At 32.8% G+C, this 18,805-nt stretch carries 16 protein-coding genes; 10 read left to right on the top strand and 6 right to left on the bottom strand.

Annotation, left to right across the window (positions count from 1 at the left end):
• Positions 1-44 precede the first annotated feature (44 nt).
• Positions 45-791 carry a GLPGLI family protein gene (locus FQU21_RS09160; protein ID WP_246124809.1) on the bottom strand — a complete coding sequence of 249 codons (747 nt, stop codon included), beginning with the start codon at positions 789-791 and terminating at the stop codon, positions 45-47.
• 14 nt (positions 792-805) lie between these two features.
• Complete coding sequence (locus tag FQU21_RS09155) at positions 806-1,126, bottom strand: hypothetical protein (protein ID WP_147677704.1); 321 nt, start codon at positions 1,124-1,126, stop codon at positions 806-808.
• Between the two features lie 150 nt (positions 1,127-1,276).
• On the opposite strand from FQU21_RS09155, the gene FQU21_RS09150 reads away from it, so the two are divergent.
• On the top strand, positions 1,277-1,630 hold the full coding sequence (locus FQU21_RS09150; protein ID WP_147677703.1) for a helix-turn-helix domain-containing protein: 354 nt from the start codon (positions 1,277-1,279) through the stop codon (positions 1,628-1,630).
• Here FQU21_RS09150 and rnc read toward each other — a convergent pair whose 3' ends face one another.
• From rnc to FQU21_RS09135, 3 genes are read right to left on the bottom strand one after another with little or no spacing between them, the layout of a single operon-like run.
• Positions 1,631-2,365 (bottom strand): ribonuclease III, encoded by a 735-nt coding sequence (rnc, locus tag FQU21_RS09145; RefSeq protein ID WP_147677702.1) that lies wholly within the window; start codon positions 2,363-2,365, stop codon positions 1,631-1,633.
• A 7-nt stretch (positions 2,366-2,372) separates the two neighbouring features.
• Positions 2,373-3,623 (bottom strand): beta-ketoacyl-ACP synthase II, encoded by a 1,251-nt coding sequence (fabF, locus tag FQU21_RS09140; protein WP_147677701.1) that lies wholly within the window; start codon positions 3,621-3,623, stop codon positions 2,373-2,375.
• A gap of 12 nt (positions 3,624-3,635) precedes the next feature.
• Positions 3,636-3,869: an acyl carrier protein gene (locus FQU21_RS09135; protein WP_007647141.1), complete on the bottom strand. Its 234-nt coding sequence runs from the start codon at positions 3,867-3,869 to the stop codon at positions 3,636-3,638.
• Positions 3,870-4,053: 184 nt separating this feature from the next.
• On the opposite strand from FQU21_RS09135, the gene purN reads away from it, so the two are divergent.
• From purN to FQU21_RS09115, 4 genes are all read left to right on the top strand, one after another.
• Complete coding sequence (purN, locus tag FQU21_RS09130) at positions 4,054-4,617, top strand: phosphoribosylglycinamide formyltransferase (protein WP_147677700.1); 564 nt, start codon at positions 4,054-4,056, stop codon at positions 4,615-4,617.
• 53 nt (positions 4,618-4,670) lie between these two features.
• Positions 4,671-5,312, top strand: a complete 642-nt coding sequence (locus tag FQU21_RS09125; RefSeq protein WP_147677699.1) for a ribonuclease H1 domain-containing protein — start codon at positions 4,671-4,673, stop codon at positions 5,310-5,312.
• Positions 5,313-5,500: 188 nt separating this feature from the next.
• Complete coding sequence (locus FQU21_RS09120; protein ID WP_147677698.1) at positions 5,501-6,427, top strand: PfkB family carbohydrate kinase; 927 nt, start codon at positions 5,501-5,503, stop codon at positions 6,425-6,427.
• A gap of 141 nt (positions 6,428-6,568) precedes the next feature.
• Complete coding sequence (locus tag FQU21_RS09115; protein ID WP_147677697.1) at positions 6,569-8,467, top strand: amidophosphoribosyltransferase; 1,899 nt, start codon at positions 6,569-6,571, stop codon at positions 8,465-8,467.
• 324 nt (positions 8,468-8,791) lie between these two features.
• Here FQU21_RS09115 and FQU21_RS09110 read toward each other — a convergent pair whose 3' ends face one another.
• Positions 8,792-9,400 carry a superoxide dismutase gene (locus FQU21_RS09110; RefSeq protein WP_147677696.1) on the bottom strand — a complete coding sequence of 203 codons (609 nt, stop codon included), beginning with the start codon at positions 9,398-9,400 and terminating at the stop codon, positions 8,792-8,794.
• Positions 9,401-9,525: 125 nt separating this feature from the next.
• Between FQU21_RS09110 and FQU21_RS09105 the strand changes: the two genes are divergently transcribed.
• The 5 genes from FQU21_RS09105 (at position 9,526) to FQU21_RS09085 (ending at position 18,747) form a co-directional block, all read left to right on the top strand.
• Positions 9,526-12,666 carry a UvrD-helicase domain-containing protein gene (locus tag FQU21_RS09105; protein ID WP_147677695.1) on the top strand — a complete coding sequence of 1,047 codons (3,141 nt, stop codon included), beginning with the start codon at positions 9,526-9,528 and terminating at the stop codon, positions 12,664-12,666.
• Positions 12,667-12,862: 196 nt separating this feature from the next.
• Positions 12,863-14,257 carry an OmpA family protein gene (locus FQU21_RS09100; protein ID WP_147677694.1) on the top strand — a complete coding sequence of 465 codons (1,395 nt, stop codon included), beginning with the start codon at positions 12,863-12,865 and terminating at the stop codon, positions 14,255-14,257.
• 80 nt (positions 14,258-14,337) lie between these two features.
• Positions 14,338-17,100, top strand: coding sequence for a PD-(D/E)XK nuclease family protein (locus FQU21_RS09095; protein WP_246124808.1), 2,763 nt, complete (start codon positions 14,338-14,340; stop codon positions 17,098-17,100).
• Between the two features lies 1 nt (position 17,101).
• Positions 17,102-17,950 (top strand): alpha/beta hydrolase family protein, encoded by an 849-nt coding sequence (locus FQU21_RS09090; RefSeq protein WP_147677693.1) that lies wholly within the window; start codon positions 17,102-17,104, stop codon positions 17,948-17,950.
• Positions 17,951-18,027: 77 nt separating this feature from the next.
• Positions 18,028-18,747 carry an NUDIX hydrolase gene (locus FQU21_RS09085; protein WP_147677692.1) on the top strand — a complete coding sequence of 240 codons (720 nt, stop codon included), beginning with the start codon at positions 18,028-18,030 and terminating at the stop codon, positions 18,745-18,747.
• The last annotated feature ends 58 nt before the right edge of the window (positions 18,748-18,805 follow it).

Here is an 18,805-nt window from a genome sequence, read left to right as displayed (position 1 = left end):
AAGTATGGTTTTGCTTATCTCAAAATAATTCAATATATTTAGATTCACTTAATATAAGTTTCTATTCCTCTTTTAGGTATTGTCATAGTACCCCCGTCAGGGGCTCGAAAATGTAACAGTTCATTATACTTTTTTTCATATTCGTCTGTAAACATATCCCAAGTAATTGTTTTTTTATCTAAATAAGGATTCTCTATTTTGGCGTTAACACTCTTAATTTCAAGTGTATTGGCTACAATTTTTAATGCATGACCATCATTAGAATATACTTCTAATATTAAACCAGGTAACCCTGTAAATTTCCATGGACCTGTTTGATAGGGTACATCTGTTGTGAAAAATGCAATATAATCCCTACCTCTATAATTTACAGTAGCCTTTTGACAACTATACCCAATAATATTTTTAAATTCATTTTTCATTTTCCAATTAAAAAGGGCTATAGTATCTCTAACTAAAAAAGGTTTCATTAAAATCCGTTCAACACTATAAATACTTCTTTGCTTATAGTCTTTAAAAATAAAATGATTGTTTTTGGGTTTTATAGATATTGTAACCCCTTCTTCAGAATCCTCTTCTTCTATAAAATTAGCATTGCCTAACACATCTTCTTCATATAATGCCGCATAATTATTTGCGCTTAACAATCCATTAAACACAAATGGTGTTGGAGCTCCTTCTCCTTGTAAAGAATGTGTATAATTTACTAATAATACATTTTTAGCTACATTAGCTTCTTGAGCTAACAACATACAAGGTACAAAAAATATAAAACTTATAATTTTTATCATTTTGTAATATTTAATTAATCATCAATATCATCACCACCATCACCTAAGTCTCCATCTTCATAACCAACACCTAAGTCTCCATCTTCATAACCAGCAGCTTCTTCTCCAACACCCATATCAGAACTCATATTGCTATCTTGCATTGACACCCACATTACAGCTGCCATCAGAGCTTGATCACAATTATCCCTAGTAAAACTAGCTACAGCATAACCTTGAAACCTAACAGTAACTGTACAACTAGAATAATCTAAACTCTCATAATTTAGATCCGTACTGTAATTTTCAAAATTGGACTCAATTTCATTTATGTCTTTATTACTTGTAAAAGACATAGTAAGTAATACTGTAACAAATAAAACAAAAAATTTTTCATAATAATTAAAGTTAAGTTAAAAAAGTTATTTTTATATCTTTCAAAAGTATATGTAACAAATACTAAAACCAATTAAAAAATTAATATTTTTATTAAAAACTTAATAAGTATGAGTATAGGTCTTAACATCAAGAAAAAACGCAATCAAAAAGGGGTGTCACAAGAATTACTAGCTGAAAAATTGCATATTTCTCAAGCCACACTAAGTAATATTGAAGCTGATAAATCAACTCCAGACGTTATTCTGCAACAACAAATAGCAAATACTTTAGACACTAATATTGATGAATTACTAAATGGAAAAACCATTTTTGTAAATAATAATAACCAACAAGGAAGGGTTGGTTACGCAGAAATTGTTAACCAACTATCTGAAAAAATCATTGAACTCTACGAGAATCAATTGAAAGAAAAAAATCAAGAGATTGCAGCACTAAAAAAAGCTTTAATGACTAAAGTATAGCTATCTATCTATTTCATTTTGAAATACAAAAAAAGCACGTTTTGAAGCCTTTTCTTCTGCTTTTTTCTTTGAAGTTGCTCGCGCCTTTGAGACCACTTTATCATCTATTGAAAGTTTTACTGAAAAATGCCTAACATCATCATTTCCTGTATCCTCATAAACATTATACCTGAAAATTTTCTTTTCTTTCTGGCACCATTCAATAAGTAAACTTTTATAGCTAATCACTTTTCCCTCCAAAGTGGTGATATCCACATGAGGCACAATGATACGGTGATAAATAAATTTTTCGCAATATTTATAACCTCTATCTAAAAAAATAGCACCAACCAAAGCTTCGAACAAGTTTCCATGAATATTATCACCAAACTGTCCTTTTGGAATTTTACTTTCTACTAAGTTTATTAGTTTTAAATCTTTACCCAACTCATTTAAATGCTCTCTACTTACAATTTTCGAGCGCATTTTAGTAAGGTAACCTTCATCTCCACTTGGTACTTCTAAATATAAGTGCGATGCTACAACTGCACTTAGCATAGCATCTCCTAAAAACTCTAATCGTTCATAATTAATAGCATTTCCTTCGCTATCTTTTATGTTCATCGACCTGTGCGTAAAGGCCTTATTGAAATACTTTATATCCTTAGGTTTAAAACCAAGGATTTTATTTATTTCCATAAAAAAATTCCCGTTGCGTTTAAAACGGGAATTTAATATGTTACGAATGTATTTCATTCGGGATTTAATCTAATTTTTTGAATACTACACAAGCGTTGTGACCGCCAAATCCAAATGTATTACTCATTCCTACTTTTATATCTCGCTTTTGCGCCTTATTCAAGGTTAAATTTAATTCTGGATCTATATTTTCGTCCACAGTACTGTGGTTTATGGTTGGAGGTACAATACCTTTTTCCATAGCTAAAATAACCGAAATTGCCTCAATAGCACCTGCTGCACCCAATAAGTGCCCGGTCATAGATTTTGTTGAATTAATATTTATGTTTTTAGCGTGATTTCCAAATATTTCTGATATTGCCTTAAGTTCTGCAACGTCTCCTAAAGGGGTCGATGTACCATGTGTATTAATATGGTCTACATCTTCCGGTTTAAGTCCTGCATTTTTCAAGCAATTTCTCATAACCGCTACAACACCAACACCGTCTGGATGAGGCGCCGTCATGTGGTATGCATCAGAAGATAAACCTCCTCCAATAAATTCCGCATAAATTTTTGCTCCTCTTGCTTTAGCATGCTCATATTCTTCTAGAATTAGTGCACCTGCACCTTCCCCTAAAACAAAACCATCACGCGTTCCATCAAATGGACGTGAGGCTGATTCTGGACTTTCATTTCTAGTTGATAATGCATGCATAGCATTAAACCCACCCATTCCTGCAATGGTTACTGCAGCTTCGCTTCCTCCTGTAACAATTACATCACAATGCCCTAAACGAATCATGTTTAAAGCATCAAACATAGCGTTAGCTGAAGATGCACATGCCGAAACCGTTGTATAGTTCGGCCCCATAAAACCATGTTTTATAGAGATGTTTCCTGGCGCAATATCTGCAATCATTTTAGGAATAAAGAACGGGTTAAAACGTGGTGTTCCATCTCCAGCTGCAAAGTTTAATACTTCATTCTGAAAGGTTTCCAATCCACCAATTCCTGCTCCCCATATAACACCGACTCTTAATTTATCAACAGCCTCTAAATTCAATTTAGCATCTGCAATGGCTTCATCTGCAGCAACCATAGCGTATTGTGCAAATCGGTCCATTTTACGAGCCTCTTTTCTATCAAAAAAATCTGTTGCATTAAAGTTTTTTAATTCGCAAGCGAATTTTGTTTTAAACTTTTCGGCATCATAATATGTTATAGGCGCAGCACCGCTTTTACCACTCATTAGACCATCCCAATATTCTTCTTTGGTATTGCCTATTGGTGTTAAAGCCCCTAATCCTGTGACTACAACTCGCTTTAATTCCATAAAGTATTTTGCTTATTTTGCTGCTTCGATGTATGATATAGCTTGACCTACTGTTGCAATGTTTTCAGCTTGATCATCTGGAATTTGGATATCAAATTCTTTTTCGAATTCCATTATTAATTCCACAGTGTCTAAAGAGTCTGCTCCTAAGTCGTTTGTGAAGCTAGCTTCAGTTACAACTTCATTCTCGTCTACTCCTAATTTATCAACGATAATAGCTTTTACTCTTGATGCAATGTCTGACATAATTTTTAATTTTAAGTTTTATTAGTTGGCAAAAATAAAAAACTTTATTTTTAAAACACACCTTTACCTTAAAAATGTGTGTCTAATTTACTAAAAATAGTTTTAAGTATTTCTGTTTTACCTTCTAATTGTTAATTTTTATTCTTTTTTTTGTTTGAATAATTATTAAACACATTGTCTGTAAATGAAACGAATTGTAATTTTTGCGTCCGGAAGTGGTACTAATGCTGAAAATCTAATAAAGTTTTTTCACAACAGAGAAAATGCTTCTGTTATTCAAGTTCTAACAAACAATCCTCGTGCCAAAGTTTTAGATCGTGCTAAACAATTAAACGTTAGTGCTTTTTCTTTTAATAAGGTAGCGATATCTAAAACAGAAGATGTTTTAAACCTATTAAAAGCATCGAAGCCTGATTTAATTGTTTTAGCTGGATATTTATGGAAATTCCCCGATAATATATTAGAAGCTTTTCCTAATAAAGTAATAAATGTACATCCTGCCTTATTACCAAATTACGGAGGTAAAGGGATGTATGGCATGCACGTGCATAATGCTATTGTTGAAAATAAAGAAAAAGAAACCGGTATTACCATACATTATGTAAATGAACATTACGATGAAGGTGCCATTATTTTTCAAGCAAAATGCCATGTAAATGAAACCGATACAGCCGATGATGTTGCCGCTAAAATTCATAAATTAGAGATGGAGCACTTTCCAAGGGTTGTAAACCAACTATTATCTTAATAAAATTTAAATATTAAAATGAGCAGATTTCCGCCTTCGCGGAAATGAAAAAAATGGCAAATTCTAAAAAGAAATACTACACCGTTTGGAAAGGAAAAAAAACAGGCGTTTTTAAAAAATGGAACGACTGCAAAAAACAAATAACAAATTTTGATGGCGCACAATACAAATCGTTTCCAACTTTAGAAGCTGCCGAAGCTGCACTACAAGGCAATTATTTTGATTATATTGGAAAAAGTAAAACTTTTAAAAGTGAGTTAACGCCCGAACAACTCAGGAAAATTGGACAACCTAATTATAATTCTATTTCAGTTGATGCCGCTTCTAGCGGAAATCCAGGCATTATGGAATACCGTGGCGTAGACACTAAAACGAAAAAACAAATTTTTATTCAGGGACCTTTTGAAGAAGGCACTAATAATATTGGTGAGTTTTTAGCGCTTGTTCATGGGTTAGCCATTCTTAAAAAAAATAATAGTGATCGTATTTTATATACAGATTCTCGAACAGCTATGAGTTGGGTTCGTAATAAAAAATGCAATACCAAATTAGAGCGCAATACCAAGAACAAACCAGTTTTCGATTTGGTAGATCGTGCCGTAGAATGGCTTAAAAACAATAATTACAATACGGTTATTGTTAAATGGGAAACTAAAGCTTGGGGAGAAATCCCTGCCGATTTTGGACGAAAATAAAACATACTATTAAAACCAATAACACGCTAATATTATGACTACTTCAAAAAGTTAACAACCATCTATTTTATATTACAAACAATAAACTTTAGGAAATATAGCATATAAAACAGATAAATTCTAATAATTTATTAGAGAAATGGTCCTTAAAAAAACCATATATTTGCAGAAAATTATCAAGAACTTTCATGGGTAAATTAGTAATAGTTGGCACGGTAGCTTATGATGCTATTGAAACGCCATTCGGTAAAACCGATAAAATATTAGGCGGAGCAGGTACGTACATTGGTCTATCGGCATCAAACTTCAATGTAGATTCGGCTATTGTATCTATTGTTGGCGGCGATTTTGAACAAAAATACTTAGACTTACTTTCTAGTAAAAACATCAATATTTCGGGTATTGAAATTGTAAAAGAAGGTAAAACATTCTTTTGGAGTGGAAAATATCATAACGATATGAACTCTCGCGACACGTTAATTACAGAGCTAAATACTCTTGAAGATTTTAACCCAATTGTTCCAGAAAACTATAAAGATGCCGAAGTGGTTATGTTAGGAAACTTGCATCCTCTCGTACAAGCTGGTGTATTAGATCAAATGACCACTAAGCCAAAATTAGTGATTTTAGATACTATGAATTTCTGGATGGATATTGCCCTTGAAGATTTACACAACGTTATAAAACGTATCGACGTCATCACCATTAATGATGAAGAAGCCCGACAATTAACTGGCGAATACTCGTTGGTTGTTGCTGCGCGTAAAATTCATGATATGGGACCAAAATACGTAGTTATTAAAAAAGGAGAACATGGCGCTCTACTGTTTCATAATGAGCAAATGTTTTACGCCCCAGCCTTACCTTTAGCAGAAGTTTTCGATCCTACAGGAGCAGGAGATACTTTCGCTGGTGGTTTTGCAGGATATTTAGCAAAAACAGGAGATGTCTCTTTCGAAAACATGAAAAACGCTGTAATTTACGGTTCTGCATTAGCATCGTTTTGTGTAGAAAAATTTGGAACAGAACGCATGGAGAATCTATCCCATAGTGAAGTACAAAAACGTTTGATGCAGTTTAAACACTTAACACAATTTGAAATAGAATTAACATAAACTAGCGCGCTCATAATTTGGGCGCGTTTTTAATTGAATATAAAAAAAGAGACCCGGTCTCAATATTACTATAAACACCATCTTTCTTGTTAAAACAAGAATAAAAAAAGCAATGCGGAAAGCATAAAACATATTTAAACTATGAGTGATGCCCTAAAACACGAATGTGGAATAGCTGTTATTAGACTATTAAAACCGTTAGAATTCTATAAAGAAAAATACGGTAGCGCATTTTATGGCGTAAATAAAATGTATTTAATGATGGAAAAACAGCACAATCGTGGTCAAGACGGTGCTGGATTGGCAAGCATTAAATTAAACACAAAACCCGGAGAACGCTATATTAGCCGTGTACGTTCTATTGCACAACAACCTATTCAAGATATTTTTGCTCAAATTAACGACCGCGTTAACGCCGAGTTTAAAGCACACCCCGAGTACATGAACGATGTGGCTGCTCAAAAAAAGAATATCCCTTATATTGGCGAGGTTTTACTAGGGCATGTTCGCTATGGTACGTTCGGAAAAAATAGCGTAGAAAGTGTTCACCCTTTTTTAAGACAAAATAACTGGATGCATCGTAACCTAATTATGGCCGGAAACTTTAACATGACCAATGTAAAAGAGTTATTTGGTAACTTAATTGAATTAGGACAACACCCAAAAGAATACACCGATACCATTACGATAATGGAAAAAATTGGTCATTTTCTAGACGATGCTGTTAGCAAAATATATCGCGATTTAAAAAAAGAAGGTTATAACAAACAACAAGCCTCTCCTTTAATTGCTGAACGTTTAAAGGTTGCCAAAATTTTAAAACGCGCTGCTAAAAACTGGGATGGTGGCTATGCTATGGCAGGATTAATTGGTCATGGTGATGCCTTTGTATTACGCGATCCAGCTGGAATTAGACCTGCTTATTATTATAAAGATGATGAAATTGTAGTGGTAGCGTCTGAACGTCCTGTAATTCAAACCGTGTTTAATGTGAAGTTTGAAGACGTCAAGGAATTAGAACCAGGGCAAGCTATTATTACTAAAAAATCTGGTGAAGTTAGACTGAAGCAAATATTAGCACCACTAGAACGCAAATCATGTTCGTTCGAGCGTATTTATTTTTCTAGAGGTAGCGATGCCGAAATTTATCAAGAGCGTAAAATGCTAGGTCGTTTACTTATGCCAAAAGTTTTAAAAGCTATTGATAACGACACCCAAAATACCGTATTCTCTTTTATTCCAAATACAGCCGAAACATCATTTTTCGGGATGATTGAAACGGTTGAAGATTTCATTAATAAAAGAAAAACAAATGCTATTTTAAATGGACAGCGCTCTATATCTGCGGAAGATGTAACCGATATTTTATCCGAACGTGCCCGTGTTGAAAAAATAGCAATTAAAGATGTTAAATTAAGAACTTTTATTACTGAAGATAGTAGTCGTGACGATTTAGTAGCACACGTATACGATGTTACCTATGGCGTTATTAAGCCTACAGATAATTTAGTAATTATTGATGATAGTATTGTAAGAGGTACCACTTTAAAGAAAAGTATCTTAAAAATGCTAGATCGCTTAAGTCCTAAAAAAATCATTGTAGTATCATCGGCGCCACAAATTCGTTATCCCGATTGTTATGGTATTGATATGGCCAACCTAGAAAGCTTAATAGCCTTTCAAGCGGCACTAGAGTTATTAAAAGACAATAACAAGTTTGATATTGTTGAAACCGTTTATCATAAATGTAAAGAACAAACCGAATTAAAAGATAAACACGTACAAAATTTTGTAAAAGAAATTTACGCTCCATTTACAGACGAGCAAATTTCAGATAAAATAGCAGAACTATTAAGCGATGAAACCATAAAATCTGAAGTAAAAGTTATTTTCCAGTCTGTTGAAAGTTTACACAAAGCTTGCCCAGAACATTTAGGCGATTGGTATTTTACTGGAAATTATCCAACCGATGGAGGAAATCGTGTAGTTAACCGTGCTTTCATTAATTTTTACGAAGGAAATAATGAACGCGCCTATTAATATTTTAAAATGTAATCCTTTTAAACAAAGTAGCTTACACATGTATTTCACCTTGTAAAAATGTATTTCATCTAATATAATATTGATTTAGAATATTTCCGCATACATTAGACCCACCATAACATAAGTAGGTTAAGTTCATGGTAGATTTGGGGCAAAAAGGTGAACATCTCTGTTCACCTTTTTCATTTTAAAAACCTTTCAGAATACTACAATTCAATAATTAACAACACACTCGTGTTTATTGTTTTATTGAAATTATATTAAATAAAAAAAGCCGCTTCTATTTAAAGAAACGGCTTTTCTAATAGTATATATTATTACTTACTTTGCTTCAGCATAACGTCTTTCAACTTCATTCCAGTTAACAACACTAAAAAATGCTTTAATGTAATCTGGACGACGGTTTTGGTAGTTTAAGTAATAAGCATGTTCCCAAACATCTAAACCTAAAATAGGCGTTCCTCCACAAGTTACACCTGGCATTAATGGATTGTCTTGGTTTGGTGTAGAACAAATTTCTATTTTTCCACCTTTATGTACACATAACCATGCCCAACCAGATCCAAAACGAGTAGCCGCAGCTTTACTAAACTCAGCAATAAACTCATCTTTAGATCCAAAAGTAGACTCAATAGCATCTTTTAATTCTCCTGATAAATAACCTTTATCTTCAGGATTCATCACAGTCCAAAATAAAGAGTGGTTAAAAAATCCACCTCCATTATTTCTCACAGCTGCATTATCCATATCTAAATTTGCAAGAATATCTTCAATAGATTTTCCTTCTAAATCTGTACCAGCGATAGCGTTATTCAAATTATTTGTATATCCTTGGTGGTGCTTTGTATGGTGTATTTCCATAGTGCGTGCATCCATATGCGGTTCTAAAGCGTCGTAAGCGTACCCTAATTCTGGTAATTCAAAAGCCATAATTTTTATTTTTATTTAATTAATATTTAATTTATTTCAAATTTACATATAAAACGGGGTAATTAAAAATAATAAATTGTTATCAACTCATCAAGAGTTTTTATCTTGTATCAAAATTTAAATTCATGCAAAGCAAAAAACCTTTTACTATTTACAACGCCTCGGCGGGCAGCGGAAAAACTTTCACCCTAGTAAAAGCCTATTTAAAAATCCTTTTTAACTCCAACAAACCCTATTTATTTAAGAATATTTTAGCAATTACCTTTACAAATAAAGCTGTTGCAGAGATGAAAGGACGTATTATTGATACGTTAAAGCAATTTTCAGATGAAGACATTCTCAAGTTGGAAAACCCGATGTTTTTATCCATTTGTAGTGAATTAGATTTAAAACCCGAACAACTTCATAAAAAAGCCCGTATCCTTTTAGAAAGTATTATACATAATTATGCCGCTTTCGATATTTCTACCATCGATGGTTTTACCCATAAATTAATAAGAACTTTTGCCCACGATTTAAAACTGCCTTTAAATTTTGAAGTAGAATTGGACCAAGATTCCTTGTTACGCGAAGCCGTAGATAGTTTAATCTCTAAGGCAGGAACCGATGATGTACTAACCAAAGTATTAGTCGATTTTGCTATTGAAAAAGCCGACGACGATAAAAGTTACGATGTCGCTTTCGATTTTAATAAAATTGCCAAACTACTCGTTAATGAAAATGATATTCCTTTTTTTGAAAAAATAAAAGATAAAACCTTAGACGATTTTAAAACTTTAAAAGCGAAGTTGAAAAAGGATATTATACAAGAGGAAGAATTTATTGCCGAAAAAGCCAAACTACTTTTAGCACAATTTGAAGCATCGGGATTAGAGTTTAAAGATTTTTCTAGTGGTTATGTGCCAAAACACTTCGAGAAACTGGCTAACAAAAATTTAAATGTTGCTTTTGGAAACAAGTGGCAAGAAAATCTAGAAAATGGCACACTATATCCAAAACGGGTTAGCCCAGAAACAGCCGGAATTATTGATAGTTTACAACCCGAAATAAATCTTGTTTTTAACATAACCAAACAAGCCGTTTTTAATCACAAATTTCTAAAAGCCTTTTATAAAAACATCACGCCATTATCGGTTTTAAGCGCTATTAATGCAGAACTTACTTTATTAAAAGAAGATCAAAACAAAATGCTCATTTCAGAATTTAACAGCATTATTAGTAAAGAAATTAAAGATCAACCTACGCCCTTTATTTACGAGCGTATTGGCGAGAAATTTAATCATTATTTTATCGATGAGTTCCAAGACACCTCAGAAAGTCAATGGAGTAATTTAATTCCTTTACTCGAAAACTCGGTAGCTTCGGAAAACGGAACAACTATGCTCGTTGGTGATGCCAAACAAGCTATTTACCGTTGGCGCGGCGGAAAAGCCGAACAATTTATAGAGCTATTCAATAAAAAGAGTCACCCCTTCCCTATTGAACAATTTGTGGATAATTTACCCGATAATTACCGAAGCTTTAAAGAAATTGTAGATTTCAATAATAGCTTCTTTAAATTTCTGTCTCATCAAATTTTCAAAAAAGAAGATTATAAAGATTTATACGAACATGCGGGCCAAAACATAAAAAAAGAAAACGAAGGTTATGTGGAATTATCATTTTTAGATTTTGAAAAAGAAGATGATAAAGATGTGCTTTTTCCAGAGAAAGTACACGAAAACATAAAAAACTGCTTAGCAAACGGTTATAAATTACAAGATATTTGTGTTTTAGTTAGAAAGAAAAAAGAAGGTGTGGCGGTTGCAAACTATTTGAGTCAGCAAAACATTCCTATAATATCATCGGAAACCTTACTTATCAATAATGCCCCAGAAGTTGTTTTTACAAATGCCGTTTTAGGTTATTTAATGCAACCAAAAAACGATGAGCTTAAAATGGAAGTTTTAGATTATTTAGCCAAACTCTTTAAAGTTGAAGATAAACATGGGTTTTTCGCAAATCATTTAAAACTTAATAGTTCAGAATTCTTTAAAAGCTTCGAAAACTATAACATTTTCATAAACGGCGATACACTTTTACAATTGCCGCTTTACGATTTAGCCGAAACTATTGTTAGAAGTTTCAATTTAGTAGAAACATCCAATGCTTATGTGCAATTTTATTTAGATATTGTTTTAGATTTTTCACAGAAAAAAGGCTCGGATATTTCGGCATTTTTAGAATATTTCGATAAGAAAAAGGAAAACCTCAGTATTATTTCCCCGAAAGGGCAAGATGCTGTACAAATTATGACCATCCATAAATCTAAAGGTTTAGAATTTCCGGTGGTTATTTTCCCTTATGCCGATTTAGATATTTACAGAGAAATAGAACCCAAAGAATGGTTGGAAATTGATAAAGAAAAATACAACGGATTCTCACATACGCTATTAAACTTCAATAAAGATTTTGAGTTTTTTGGTGAGCAAGGTCTGCACATATTTGAAAATCATAAAGCCGAACAGGAATTGGATAACATCAATTTACTTTATGTGGCGCTTACGCGTCCCGTTGAGCAACTGTACATTATATCTAAAAATGACAGTGCTTTAAAAGAAGATGCCAAATTGAAAAAATATTCGGGTTTACTTATCAATTATTTACAGCATGCTAATCTTTGGAACGCTAATGAATTAACTTATACTTTTGGTGATATTAAAAAAACATCGAAAGAAACCTCTACGTTAAAAGCAACCAATATTCAGCACGAATTTATTTCAACTTCCAAAGAACAACACAATATTAAAGTGGTTACAAAGTCTGGTTTCCTCTGGAATACCAACCAAGAAGAAGCTATAGAAAAAGGGAATTTAATCCACGATATTATGTCGCACATTAAAACAAAAGATGACGTTGATAAGGTGATTCAAGATTACATAACCACTTCGATAATAACCCCAAAACAAGCTACCGAATTAAAACCATTAGTTTTAGATATTGTAAATCACCCTAAACTTAAAACATTTTTCACTAAAAATAATACTATATATAATGAACGTGATATTATAACCAAAGAAGGTGTTATTCTACGTCCAGACCGTGTGGTTATCAACACAAAAAACGAAGCTACCATTTTAGATTATAAAACAGGGGCCGAAAATAAAAAACACGAACAACAATTACAGCTTTATCAAAATATTTTAGAAAGTATGGATTTCAAGGTGAATAATAAATTTTTAATATATATCAATGAAAAAATTCTGGTAAAAGAACTTTCTTCTTAAAAACCTACTTTTCAAACGTAATATTAACAGGATTTATACTACAAAAAATACAAATAATCATTTTTAAAAAAGATATAATCGGTTATATATCAAGAAATATCACCACCGCTTTTTTTTACCTTTTTATCTTTGTTAATAAATATTAACAACTTACTTTTGTATTTAATTTAACACTTAAAATTAAACTTTATTAAATATGAAAAATCTTAGCAGATTATTATTCGCTATGTTGCTGGTACTTAGTTATAGCAATGTTAATGCGCAAGACAAAAACAATCCATGGCAAATATTCATTGGTGTAAACGCAGTTGATGCTTATCCGTCTGGTGATGGTAGTTTATTTGCCGGAGGTGGTTTCGCAAGTGATACGTTCGGTGATGAATTTGTTAACACTTCAGATCACTGGAATATATTACCTTCTTTATCTACCATTTCTGTATCAAAATATTTAGGTGATGGTTTCTCTTTTGGAGTAACAGGATCTTTAAATAAAATTGATAAATGGGGAGATATCTCTTCTAATCCTGATACAACCAACAAGGTTTCAGACTTGTCTTATTACGGTGTTGATGGAACCTTTAAATATAATTTTTTAGATGGTACTACCGTAGATCCTTTCTTAGGTGTTGGTGGTGGTTACTCTTGGGTTAACGACATTGGATCGGGTACCTTAAATGGTACTGTAGGTTTCAATATTTGGTTTAATGATAATATTGGTTTTACACTTCAAACAGGATATAAACATTCTTTCGAAACCTACCTAGATTCTCATTTCCAACATTCTGCTGGTATTGCAATAAAATTTGGAGGAACAGATACTGATGGTGACGGCGTATTTGATAAAGATGATGCTTGTCCAGATGTTGCTGGTTTAGAAGCTTTCAATGGTTGTCCTGATACTGATGGCGATGGCATTGAAGACAGTAAAGATGCTTGTCCAAACGAAGCTGGAACAACTGAATTTAATGGCTGCCCTGATACGGATGGTGACGGTATTGCTGATAAAGATGATAAGTGTCCTACAGTAGCTGGTTTAAAATCTTTAAATGGATGTCCAGATGCTGATGGTGACGGTGTTACTGATGCTGATGATAAATGTCCTTCTGAAGCTGGCCCTGCTGCAAACCAAGGTTGTCCTTGGGCTGATAAAGACGGTGACGGTGTTTTAGACAAAGATGATAAATGTCCTGAAGTAAAAGGTACAGTTGCTAATGCTGGTTGTCCTGAAGTTACTGAAGAAGTTCAAAAACAACTTAACAGTTATGCTAAAACCATCTTATTTGATACAGGTAAATCTACAATTAAAGCACAATCTGCTGCTGTATTAGCAGATATTATTTCTATATTAAAAGAATATCCAACTGCGAAATTTACTGTTGAAGGACATACTGATAGTGTTGGTAGCGAAACTCTAAACCAAAAACTATCGGAATCTAGAGCGAATGCTGTTAAAGATTATTTAACTTCAAAAGGTATTAATACAACTAGATTATCTGCCATTGGTTATGGTGAAGCTAAACCAATTGACACTAACATGAACAGAGCTGGTAGAGCAAATAACAGACGTGTTGAAATTAACTTAGCTAAATAATTTTAGATCGAGTTAACTTTAAATAAAATAAGTTTACAAAAAACGCTTCGGATATCCGAAGCGTTTTTTATTTTTATAAAATGATAACAACTTTCATTTTTGATGTTTTAAGTGATTTAAAAAAGAACGATTATAACCTTTCTAAAATCACCTTTGTATTACCCAGTAAAAGAGCTGGACTCTTTTTAAAACACCAACTAGCGCAAGTTTCGCAACAAACTATATTTGCTCCAGAAATAATAAGTATTGAGGAATTTGTTGAAGATTTATCGGGACTAAAAACCACATCGAACACCGAGTTACTTTTTGAGTTTTACAACAGTTATTTAGCACTTACAAAAAAAGAAGATCAAGATACTTTTGAGTCTTTTTCCAAATGGGCGCAAATACTCCTTCAAGATTTTAACGAAATTGATCGTTACCTCATTCCACAGGAAAACATTTTTAATTATTTAAGTGATATTCAAGAATTAACCCATTGGTCCGTTGAAGCAAACCAAACCGATTTTGTTAAAAAATATTTACAATTCTGGAATAAACTTCACGACTATTACAAACACTTTACCGCACAGCTTTTAAGTAAAGACATGGGCTACCAAGGTTTAGTTTACAGAAAAGCAGCCGAGTTTTGTGAGACATACATAAACAGCAATCCCGAAAAACAACACGTTTTCCTTGGGTTTAACGCATTAAACACAGCCGAGGAGACCATTATCCAAAAACTATTAGAAAGTCGCTTAGCAAAGGTATATTGGGATATTGATAGCGTTTTTATAAACAATCCCAAACACGATGCTGCATTGTTTACAAGACAGCATAAAAAAAACTGGAACTATTTTAAAAAACAACCTTTTGAATGGATAACAGAAAACTATTCCAAAGAAAAAAACATCAATATTTATGGGGTTCCAAAAAACATTGGGCAAGCCAAATACATTGGTACGCTTTTAAAAAATATTGAAGCCGAAACCAAATCCCTACAAAGCACTGCCGTTGTTTTAGGGGACGAAAACTTATTGATTCCCGTATTAAATTCAATACCTGCATCGGTAGACGCCCTTAATATCACTATGGGGTTTCCGTTAAAATCGATACCGTTGGCCTCATTATTCGAAAGCCTATTTCACATCCATAAAACTTCGGGCAACGCCTTCTATTTTAAAGATGTGGTTAATATATTATCGCATCAATTTATCCGTCCGTTATTTTATAAGGACAACATAGATTATGCCGCAAAAATAATTGAAACCATTGATAGTAATAACTTAGTTTATCTCACTGTTGGACGCATAAAAGACATAACAAATCCATCGAATGATATTCTAGATTTACTATTTTCAAACTGGAATACCACTATAGATTTAGCATTAAAAAACTGCGCACAAATTATTTCTAAAATAAAATATTATTTAGATGAAAATAAAGACGCGAATCTCCTTTCGCTAGAATATCTCTTTCGATTTAATGAATTATTTAACGCCTTATCACTACTAAATTCCGAGTACAACCACATTAAAGATATTTCAACTTTATTTGGCGTTTATAAAGAATTATTAAGTTCGGAAACTTTAGATTTCCAAGGCGAACCTTTACAAGGTTTACAAATTATGGGAATGTTGGAATCTCGTGTTTTAGATTTTGAAACTGTCATTATTTCATCGGTTAACGAGGGTATTTTGCCATCAGGAAAAAGCAATAATTCTTTTATTCCATTCGATGTTAAAATAGAAAACCAATTACCAACCTATAAAGAAAAGGACGCGGTTTACACTTATCACTTTTACAGATTGTTACAACGCGCAAAAAACGTGTATATTCTTTACAACACGGAAGCCGATGCATTAACTGCCGGTGAAAAAAGTCGTTTTATTACCCAATTAGAATTAGAAAATATCCACAATATTCATCACGAAATTATTGCACCACATGTGCCTGTTATTACACCCGAATTAAAAGTGGTGGAAAAGACCGAAGATTCGCAAAACAGACTAAAAGACATCGCTGCAAAAGGATTTTCACCATCGTCTTTAACAAACTATTTTAGAAATCCGATGGATTTTTATTATCAGAAAATTTTAAAAATTAAAGAACACGACGAGGTTGAAGAAACCGTTGCCGCCAACACGTTGGGAACAGTGGTACACAACACCCTCGAAGATTTTTACAAACCTTTAATAAACTCGTATTTATCGGTTGATATTATTAAAAAATTAAAAACTCAAATTAATGAAAAGGTTACTTTTCATTTTAAAAATGAGTTTAAAGAAGGGGATATTACCAAAGGAAAAAACCTTATTATTTACGAAATAGCAAAACGCTATGTTTCAAATTTTTTAAATCTAGAAATTGAAGATTTAAAAGCTGGAAACGAAATAAAGATTATCGCGATAGAATCTAACAACAACGTTTTAATCGAAATTCCAGAACTCGATTTCCCTGTGAAATTAACAGGAAAAGTGGATCGTGTGGACGAGTATAACGGTGTGACCCGAATTGTAGATTACAAAACGGGGCGCGTAGATTCTGGTAAAGTTGAAATAGTAAATTGGGAAGATCTCACCACAGACTACACCAAATACAGCAAAAGTTTCCAAGTGTTAACTTATGCGTATATGATGTTACTTTCCAATGAAATTACACTACCTGTGGAAGCAGGGATCATTTCATTTAAAAATTTAAAAGCAGGATTTTTAAAGTTTTCGAAAAAAGATAAATCTGGAAACGGCGCTAAAAAAGACAGCCTAATAACGCAAGACACACTCGATAATTTCTATATTGAATTGAAAACATTGATTTTAGAAATTTGCAATCCTAATATTCCATTCACCGAAAAAGAAGTTTAAAATGGTTTTAAAAGATACACATATTATTGAAGGCAAGCATGATAAACCCATTTTAATCGATGTAAGTTTTAGTGCTGAAAAACAAAATCTACCCATCATTATTTTTTGCCATGGCTACAAAGGTTTTAAAGATTGGGGCGCTTGGAATTTAATGGCAAACGCTTTCGCGGAAGCGGGATTCTGTTTTATAAAATTCAATTTTTCGCATAACGGTGGCACTATGGAACAGCCTATAGATTTTCCCGATTTGGAAGCCTTTGGAAATAACAATTACACCAAAGAATTAGACGATTTAGAATCGGTTATCGATTGGGTTTGCACCAATGAAACTATAAAATCTGTTGGGAATTTAGAAGCCATAAACCTTATTGGCCACAGCAGAGGTGGCGGTATTGTTGCTATAAAAGCCGAAGAGGATCACCGTATTAAAACAGTGATTAGTTTAGCTGGCGTATGCGATTTAGGTAAAAGAACCGCAACTATTGGCGATTTAACCGATTGGAAAAACACAGGCGTAAAATATGTTTTAAACGGACGAACAAAACAGCAAATGCCACATTTTTATCAATTTTATGAAGATTTTATTGCAAACGAAGAACGATTAACTATTAAACGAGCCGTTTCAAATTTAAACATACCGCATTTAATTATTCACGGAGATGCCGATACCAGCGTACTCATTGAAGAAGCCGAAAATCTTCATGAATGGAACCCCAAAAGTGAATTCCAAATTATTGAAAACGCTAACCATGTTTTTAATGCCAAACATCCTTGGGAAAGCGCTATTTTACCTAAAGAACTTCAGTCTGTTATAGACGTATCAATTTCATTTATAAATCGAGCTATGTAGCTGTTCTTTTCAATTTGAAAACCCTTGAAATAGACCATTTAATTCTTTTTAAATAAAGTATTTTTTACATTTGTTTTATGGAAAATAGTAATGTACCCTTAAATGATATTTACGCTCCAGAAAAACGCATTTATGTTGCTACAGACTGTATTATTTTTGGCTTCGATAAAGGTATTTTAAAACTATTAGTCTTTGAACGACGCGTTGAACCCTTAAAAGGTAAACTCTCGCTTATTGGAAGTTTTGTAAAACCAAATGAAAGCGCCTACAATGCCGCTAATAGAGTTCTAAATGAAATTACTGGCTTAGATAAGATTTTTTTGGAAGAGCTAAAAACCTATTCTAATACGGATAGAGATCCAGGTGCGCGATGTATTTCTATTGCTCACTATGCATTAATTAGAATTGATGATTATGATAAGGAATTAGTTGCAAAACACGATGCCATTTGGTATGAAGTAGACAAACTCCCGAGTTTAGTTTTAGACCATGATTTAATGGTTGAAGATGCGCTTAACCGATTACGAAGAAAAGCACGTTTCTACCCTATTGGTTTTGAATTACTACCTAAAAAATTCACTATCCCTCAGTTTCAAACTTTATATGAAGCTATTTTTCAAAAAAAACTAGATACACGCAATTTTAGAAAAAAATTAATGTCTCTAAAATTACTTATTCCGTTGAATGAAAAGGATAAATCGGCTTCTAAAAAAGGGGCTTTTTTATATAAATTCGATTATAAAAAATATAAGCGGTTGGAGCAACAAGGTTATAATTTTTCTTTGTTTAAAAATTAAACTAACGTAAAACACTTCATTTTTGGAAGACTAAAATCCTCTTTAAAAATAAAATCCC

It is taken from the genome of Algibacter pacificus (assembly GCF_008033385.1).
Lineage (GTDB): Bacteria > Bacteroidota > Bacteroidia > Flavobacteriales > Flavobacteriaceae > Algibacter > Algibacter pacificus.
This window is presented reverse-complemented; position numbering and strand designations above follow the sequence as displayed.